Source organism: Planotetraspora sp. A-T 1434 (assembly GCF_025420585.1).
GTDB lineage: Bacteria > Actinomycetota > Actinomycetes > Streptosporangiales > Streptosporangiaceae > JAOEGB01.
In genome coordinates this window covers 146,950-154,374 of the sequence record NZ_JAOEGB010000020.1, presented here as the reverse complement: position 1 = coordinate 154,374, position 7,425 = coordinate 146,950, and the positions used below count along the sequence as shown (strand labels likewise).

Annotated in this window: 5 protein-coding genes; 3 read left to right on the top strand and 2 right to left on the bottom strand. The window is 70.4% G+C overall.

Features of this window, described 5'->3' with window-relative positions; translation table 11 throughout:
• Positions 1-4,658 (bottom strand): type I polyketide synthase (locus N5079_RS24740; RefSeq protein ID WP_261586419.1); only part of this gene is annotated, 4,658 nt, incomplete at its 3' end.
• Between the two features lie 598 nt (positions 4,659-5,256).
• Here N5079_RS24740 and N5079_RS24735 point away from each other — a divergent pair.
• Genes N5079_RS24735 through N5079_RS24725 form a run of 3 tightly spaced genes read left to right on the top strand, consistent with a single transcriptional unit; the run spans position 5,257 to position 6,864 of the window.
• On the top strand, positions 5,257-5,856 hold the full coding sequence (locus tag N5079_RS24735; RefSeq protein ID WP_261586418.1) for a sulfite oxidase-like oxidoreductase: 600 nt from the start codon (positions 5,257-5,259) through the stop codon (positions 5,854-5,856).
• Positions 5,826-6,584 (top strand): ferredoxin reductase, encoded by a 759-nt coding sequence (locus tag N5079_RS24730; protein WP_261586417.1) that lies wholly within the window; start codon positions 5,826-5,828, stop codon positions 6,582-6,584. Before N5079_RS24735 ends, N5079_RS24730 begins: the two co-directional genes overlap by 31 nt.
• Position 6,585: 1 nt before the next feature.
• The gene (locus tag N5079_RS24725) at positions 6,586-6,864 is read left to right on the top strand and encodes a DUF6510 family protein (RefSeq protein WP_261586415.1); all 279 of its coding nucleotides are present in this window, start codon (positions 6,586-6,588) and stop codon (positions 6,862-6,864) included.
• 42 nt (positions 6,865-6,906) lie between these two features.
• Here N5079_RS24725 and N5079_RS24720 read toward each other — a convergent pair whose 3' ends face one another.
• Positions 6,907-7,383 carry a MarR family winged helix-turn-helix transcriptional regulator gene (locus N5079_RS24720; RefSeq protein WP_261586414.1) on the bottom strand — a complete coding sequence of 159 codons (477 nt, stop codon included), beginning with the start codon at positions 7,381-7,383 and terminating at the stop codon, positions 6,907-6,909.
• Between the last annotated feature and the right edge of the window lie 42 nt (positions 7,384-7,425).

Below are 7,425 nucleotides of genomic sequence, written 5' to 3'. Positions count from 1 at the left end.
CCCGGCGCGACCGGTAGCCGTTGCTCCGGCCCGGCCTGCGGCTGTTGTCCCGGGCCGGCCTGCGGCTGTTGCCTCGATTGCCGCTCCGCCGCCGCTTCCGCCTCCTGCGAGGACTGTTCCCCGCCCTGTGGTTCTCCGGGTTCGGATTCGGTGTGGAGTTCGGGCTCAGGTTCTGGTGGTGCTTGCTCCACGATGACATGGGCGTTCGTGCCGCTGATCCCGAAGGACGACACGCCGGCACGCCGTACAGAACCGGTCTCAGGCCAGGGGGTGTTGCCGGCCAGCAGCGAGATCGCGCCGTCGGACCAGTCGATGTGCGGGGTCGGCTCCTCCACGTGCAGCGTTTGGGGCAGGATCCCGTGGTGGATCGCCTGCACCATTTTGATGACTCCGGCGATTCCGGCGGCGGCTTGGGCGTGGCCGATGTTGGACTTCAGCGAGCCGAGCCATAGAGGATGGCCGGCGGGCCGGCCTTGGCCGTAGGTGGCGAGCAGGGCCTGGGCCTCGATCGGGTCGCCCAGAGTCGTCCCGGTGCCATGGGCCTCCACCGCGTCCACTTCTGCAGCGCTCAGCGCGGCGTCCTTCAGCGCCTCCCGGATCACCCGCTGCTGTGAGAGCCCGTTTGGGGCGGTGAGTCCGTTGGACGCGCCGTCCTGGTTGACGGCTGAGCCGCGGATCACCGCCAGCACTCGATGCCCGTGGCGCCGCGCGTCCGACAGGCGTTCCACCAGAAGCAGGCCGACTCCTTCGGCCCACCCCGTGCCGTCGGCCGCCGCCCCGAACGCCTTGCACCGCCCATCCGGAGCGAGCCCACCCTGCCGGGAGAACTCCGTGAACATGCCGGGGGTGGACATCACCGTGACCCCGCCCGCCAGAGCCAGATCCGACTCTCCCGATCGGAGCGACCGTACGGCCAGATGTAGCGCCACCAGCGACGACGAGCACGCCGTGTCGACGGTCACCGCGGGCCCCTCCAAGCCGAAGGTGTAGGCGATCCGCCCGGACGCGACGCTCGTCAGCGTGCCGGTCAGCGCGTAACCCTCGGCTCCTTCGGCCGTCTCGTGCAGCCGCGGGCCGTAGTCCTGCGGCATCATTCCGACGAAGACTCCCGTGCGGCTGCCCTTCAGCGACTCCGGCACAATGCCGGCCCGCTCGAAGGTCTCCCAGGCCACCTCCAGTAGCAACCGCTGCTGCGGGTCCATCGCGGCGGCCTCGCGGGGGCCGATGCCGAAGAACTCCGCGTCGAAGCGGTCCGCGTCGTGCAGGAACCCGCCCTCCCGGGTGGTGGACGTGCCGGGCCGTACGGCATCGGGGTCGTACAGTCCTTCCACATCCCATCCCCGGTTGGCCGGGAAGACGCTGATCGCGTCGGTCCCGCCCAGCACGAGACGCCAGAGCTTCTCGGGGGTGTCGGCCCCTCCCGGCCACCTCCCGGCCATCGCGACCAGCGCGATCGGCTCGTTCTCGGGCGCCGCCCCGGTGTGCGCGACCGCGGTGGCGGTGGGCTCAGCCGTACGGCCGGCCGACGTGGCCCGCAGATGCCGCGCGAGTGCGAGCGGCGTGGGGTGATCGAAGGTGACGGTCGGCGACACCGGAAGCCCGGTCGCGGCGGACAGGCTGTCGCGTAACTCCACCACGCCGAGCGAATCCAGTCCCAAATCCTTGAACGTGTGGTCGGGTGCGACGGACGCCGCATCGGCGTGTCCGAGGACTCCGGCGGTGGCGGAGACCACCAGGTCCAGCACCACTTTTTCCTGCGCCTCGCCGGTCAGCCCGGAGATCCGAGCGGCCAGCGCGTTGCCCGGTTCGAGCGCCCCGCCGGTCTCGTGCTGGCCGGTCTCGTGCTGGGCGATTCCGTGTCCGGTGGTTCCCGGCGTGGCGATGTCCGGCCGCACTGTGGTTTCTGGTGTGGTCGCTGGTGTGGTCGCCGGAGTGCCGAGCCAGTGGCGGCTGCGTTGGAAGGCATAGGTCGGCAGGGGGACGCGCCGCGCGCCGGGCCGTACGGCATACCGCCAATCGACCGGAGACCCGTGCACGTGGAGCTGGGCGAGTGCCCGGAGGAACTGGCCGAGATCGCCGTTGTCGCGCCGCAGCGTTCCCGCGACCACGCCGTCGCGTGCGGCGGGGATGTCGGGGGCGGCGCTTTCGAGGATCTGCCGGAGCCCCACGACGAGGATCGGATGCGGGCTCGTTTCGACGAAGACGTTGTGGCCGTCGCTCAGCGCGGCGTGGACCGCACGGTCGAACTCGACAGTCTGGCGGAGGTTCCGATACCAGTAACCGGCGTCCAGTTCGGCGGTGTCGAGCAGCCCACCCGTGACGCTGGAGTAGAACGCGGTGCCGGTGCTCCGCGGAACGTACCTCGGAAGGCGCTCCAGCAACTGCTCCCGCACCGCCTCCACATGGGGAGAGTGCGAGGCGTAGTCGATCCGCACCCGGCGCGCGGACACGTCCTCGGCCAGGTATTCGGCCACGAGTTCGTCGAGCGCGTCCGCGTCGCCGGACACCACGGTGGCCGACGGGCCGTTGACCGCGCCGATGTTCAGGCGTCCGGCCCAGCGGGTGAGCCGGGTGCGCACCTGAGCCACAGGCAGAGGGATCGACGCCATCCCGCCGCGTCCCGAGATGGCGGCGATCGCCTGGCTGCGGAGCACCACGATGGCGGCGGCGTCCTCCAGGGACAGCGCCCCGGCGACGTGGGCGGCGGCGATCTCGCCCTGGGAATGTCCCATCACGGCGTCGGGGCGGATGCCGTACGACTCCCAGAGCCGCGCGAGCGCGACCATGACCGCGAACAACGCCGGCTGGACGACGTCGACCCGGTCCAGCGAGGGTGCTCCCGGAAGGCTCCACAGCACGTCGACCGGCGACCAGCCGGTGTGGGGCGCCAGGGCGTCCGCCACGGCTATCAGGTGCCGGGCGAACAGCGGCGAGGCTTTGGCCAGGTCCCGCCCCATGCCCAGCCACTGGCTTCCCTGGCCCGGGAAGACGAACACCGTGCGCCCGACGTCCCGCCGCATGGCGCCATGGACCACTCCGGGAACGTGGTCTCCCACGCTGAACGCCAGGAGCTGATCCCGGAGTTCGCGGCGGTCCTTCCCCACGAGGACGGCTCGATGTTCCAGCGTGGCCCGCGTGGTGGCGAGGGAGAAGGCGACGTCGGACAGGTCCCCGTCGAGGGCCGCCGAGCCGTACAGCCTTCCGGCCTGCTCACGCAGCGCGGCGGCGGTCCGGGCGGAGAGAACCAAGGGCACAGCGGGCGGGGTCTCAGGAGCGGTCGCCGTGGCATCAGCCGTGGCATCGGCCGTGTCGCCGGCAGGGCCATCCGCTGGGACTTCGGTGAGGCCATCGGCGACCGGTGGCTCACTGAGCACGACGTGGCAGTTCACGCCCCCGACCCCGAAGGAGCTGACCCCGGCGACGAGCGTGGCGTCCGGGCGCGGCCACGGCCGCAGCTGGTCCGCCACCTTCAGATTCAGGGCCGCGAAATCGATCTGAGGGTTCGGCGTCTCGAAGTTCAGACTCGGTGGAACCTCGCGATGGCGGATGCTCAGGACGGTCTTGAGCAGCCCCACGATGCCGGCGGCTCCCTCCAGATGGCCGACGTTGGTCTTGGCCGACCCGACGATCAGGGGCTGCTCCGCCGGCCGGGCGGTACCGAGGGCCGCACCCAGCGCGGCGGCCTCGATCGGGTCGCCGACCTTCGTCCCCGTGCCGTGCGACTCGACGACCTGCACGGCGGCGCGTTCGACGCCGGCACGGCGCACGGCCAGCCGTACGACCTCTTCCTGCGCTGCGGCGTCGGGTACCGTGAGTCCGCTCGTCGCCCCGTCGTTGTTGACCGCGCTGCCGGTGATGACGGCGTACACGTTGTCGCCGTCGGCGAGCGCCCTCGACAGCGGCTTCAGCACGACGAGCCCGCCACCCTCACCCCGGACGTAGCCGTTCGCGCGGGCGTCGAAGGTGAAACAGCGTCCGTCCGGCGACAGTCCGCCGAACCTGTCGGCGGTCACTGTGCTCTCCGGCGCCAGGTTGAGATTGACCCCTCCGGCCAGCGCCACGGCCGACTCGCCCGATCGCAGGCTCTCGCAGGCCAGGTGCACCGCCACGAGCGCGGACGACTGGGCGGTGTCCACCGTCAGGCTCGGGCCGCGGAGCCCGAGACAGTAGGAGATCCGGTTCGCCAGGATTCCGCGGTTCAGCCCCGCGAGCGAGTGCCGGGTGATGGCCTCGTCGCCGTGCCGGTGGACCAGAGTGGCGTAGTCGGAGGACATGGCCCCGAGGAACACCCCCGCGTGGACGCCCGCCAGGTCTCCCGGTGGGAGCATGGCGTCTTCCAACGCCTCCCACGCCAACTCCAGGACAAGCCGCTGCTGGGGATCCATGGCCGCGGCCTCGCGAGGAGAGACTCCGAAGAAGCCCGCGTCGAACTCGTCGACATGCTCCAGGAACCCGCCACGGTGACCCGCCAGTCTCGGCTCCGCGCGCAGCCGTCTCTCCGACGGCTCACCGATCGCGTCGCGCCCGGAGCGCAGCAGTTCCCACAGATCCTCCGGAGTCGGCGCGCCGGGCAGCCGGCAGGCGAGCCCGATCACCGCGATGGCACCCTCGCCCGCACCGCCCCGCCGGATCGAGTCCGCCGTTCCGTCTTCAGCCATCCTCAATGTCCGCCTCTTGTCGTGCTCTTGTCGCGCCTCATGCGCTCCACCGCCCGCCTTCTTGGACACGGCCTCTCACACACGGCCTCTCACACACGGCTTCTCGCATGGTCAATGTGGTGTCGTCGCGTATTCGCCGCCGCTGACGCGCCGCAAACGAGTCATGCGTGTTGGTGAATGCGACCGGAATCGCACCGCCGTCCGTGTCCCCTCGCATGAATCGCCGTCGGAGAGTGCTACACCGCAGGTAGCGGCGATGTGACTCGGGCGAAACATGTATTTAATAACGCATTTCTCACACCATTGACGGTCGCACGAATTTCACGGCGAAGTCAACAGTGACGTGGATCACCGCGCCTACCGAAGCCATTCATAAGGATTTCTTTCCGTCTTTCATCAAGGAAAGTAATGGGAGGACGGTGGGGCGAATCTCTTAATGGCGATGAGGCGATCCGGCGAAAGGGGCGGCTCCGGGCCGCGGACGCGATCCGCGTCGCAGGCCCCCGCTGGTCACGCGCCGTCCACCGTCTGGTGGTATGTGGTTTGTGGAGGTCCGGTCACTAGGATCATGACAATTCGCTCAGAAGAGGAGGAACCAATGGGGATCATCTCCCGTGGTTTCCATGGCCGGTCACGTGACGGGGACGTGAAGCTGCCGCCCGGCCAGTATCTGACCCATGACTTCCCGGTGCTCTCGGCCGGGCCGACGCCGAGGGTCCCGCTGGAGCGGTGGGAGTTCACCGTCACGACCGAGGCCGGGCAGGTCCATCGCTGGTCGTGGCAGGACATCCTGGCACTGCCGAGCGTCACGCCCACGGTGGATCTGCACTGCGTCACCAAGTGGTCCAAGCTCGGCACCAACTGGCAGGGCGTCTCCCTGGACGTGCTGCTGGCCGATGTGGAGACCGCCGCGGACTACGCCCTCGTGCACTCGTACGGCGGCTACACCACGAACCTCCCGCTGGAGGACCTGCTCGACGGGCAGGCATGGATCGCCTACCGCTACGACGGCGAGGACCTGATGCCCGAGCATGGCGGCCCCGCCCGGCTGCTGGTCCCGCACCTCTATCTCTGGAAGTCCGCCAAGTGGGTGCGCGGCATCCAGTTGCTACTGGAGGACGAACCGGGCTTCTGGGAGACGGCCGGCTACCACAACTACGGTGACCCGTGGCGCGAGCAGAGATACCAGGGCGACTGAGCGGCCGCCGGCTGGGCTGGCAGGCCGCCCGGCTGACCGAGGTTCGCGAAGAGACGCCCACGGCCCGCACGCTGGTCTTCCAGATGCCCGACTGGCCCGGCCACCTGCCCGGCCAGCACGTCGACGTGCGGCTGACCGCGGAGGACGGCTACAGCACTCAGCGCAGCTACTCCCTGGCGGCCCCCGCCGACGGCGACCGGATCGAGCTGACCGTGCAGGACGTCCCCGGCGGGGAGGTCTCGCCGTACCTCACGGAGGTGCTGGAGGTCGGCGACGAGGTGGAGATCCGCGGGCCGGTGGGCGGCTGGTTCGTGTGGCGTCCCACCGGCACGGCCCCGGTGCTGCTGGTGGCCGGAGGCTCGGGCCTCGTCCCGCTGATGGCCATGATCCGCGCCCGCCGTACCGCAGGCAGCCGCACGCCCTTCCGGCTGCTCTACTCGGTGCGCGAACCCGCACAGCGCCTCTACGCCGAGGAACTGCGCCGCCCCATGCCGGGGCTCGACGTCACCTACCTCTACACGCGGACGGCCCCCGACGGCTGGTCCCGCCCGCCGGGGCGGCTCGGTGTGGCCGACCTCAACACCTATGGCTGGCCCGCGCAGTTCGAGCCGGACTGCTTCGTCTGCGGGCCGACCGGGTTCGTGGAGACGGCCGCCGACATCCTGGTCGCCCTCGGTCATGATCCGCGCCGGATCAAGACCGAACGCTTCGGCCCCACGGGAGGCTGACATGACCGAACGAGACGACGCCTACCGGGACGGCAACTCCCTGGCCGGGCCGCTCAGCGAGATCTTCGCCGTCGACGTCACCGCGGCAGGCGGCCGATGCGCGCACTGCGGGCTGACCGGCCCGGTCGCGACCATGCGGGTGTACGGCTCGGCCGAGGCCATGGTCGGCCGCTGCCCCGGATGCGAAGAGGTGATGATGCGCCTGGTCCGCGGCCCCGACGCCGCCTGGCTGGACCTGCGCGGCACGGTGACCCTGCGGATTCCCCTCCCGCCGGACTGACCGGACCGGCCGGCCGGACCGACCGGACCGGCCGGCGCGGGCTCACGCCTGCGCCGGCGGATGCCGTTCCCGCCAGGTGTGCTGGTGCAGGGAGACCTGGTGGAAGACCCGCTTGAAGTGGGCGTAGGCCTCCTCGCCCACGGCTTCCGCGTGGCGCCGCTCGATGGCGGCCATGATGGCGTCGGATCGGGTCATCTGGTCGAGGCCGCGCGCGGTGGGCACGATCAGCTTGGCGCGGCGGTCCTGGGGGTCGGGCACGCGCCGCACGTAACCGAGTTCCACGAGTTCGTCCACCAGCGTGCCGATGACCTGTTTGTGCTGGCCCGACTGTGCCGCCAGGTCGGTTGCACGACTGCCCTCCGCGTCGAGGTAGGCGAGGACCGCCCCGTGCCGGGGCCGGAGCCCGGGATGGCCCTGCTCGGCGAGAGTCTCGAACAGCTCCTTCTGGAGGGAGAACAGCACCCGGCTGCTCAGGATGCCGAGGTCGGGAGCGTTCTCCTTGCGTTCACCGCGCCGCACGGCTCGTGTTTCCGGCAAAGTAGTCACCAATCTTGACCGTCA